The sequence below is a fragment of the Mesorhizobium sp. M8A.F.Ca.ET.161.01.1.1 genome (genome assembly GCF_004792105.1).
Taxonomy (GTDB): domain Bacteria; phylum Pseudomonadota; class Alphaproteobacteria; order Rhizobiales; family Rhizobiaceae; genus Mesorhizobium.
The window spans coordinates 1-278 of the sequence record NZ_SRTD01000552.1 but is presented as its reverse complement, the minus strand read 5'-3'; the positions used below and the strand labels follow the sequence as shown (position 1 = coordinate 278).

Below are 278 nucleotides of genomic sequence, written 5' to 3'. Positions count from 1 at the left end.
TCGGCTGCGAAGCCGCCGTGCCTTCATGGAGGCTGCGGGACGTTCCGATTTTCCACGCGATCCAGACGAGATAAAGCCCACCCGCAAATTTCAGCCCGGTGTAAAGTACCGGTACCGAATGCAACAGTGCCCCGAGGCCAAATCCGACCCCGATCAGCAGCGAAAGAAAGCCCGCACCGATGCCGAGCATATGCGGGACGGTGCGACGGAAACCAAAATTCACGCCGGAAGCAAACAGCATCATATTGTTCGGACCGGGCGTGATGGAGGTGGTGAAG

1 protein-coding gene is annotated in these 278 nt (G+C 58.6%); it reads right to left on the bottom strand.

From position 1 onward, the window contains the following. On the bottom strand, window positions 1-278 hold a 278-nt coding region (locus EN804_RS36975), incomplete at both ends, for a LysE family translocator (protein ID WP_135922472.1).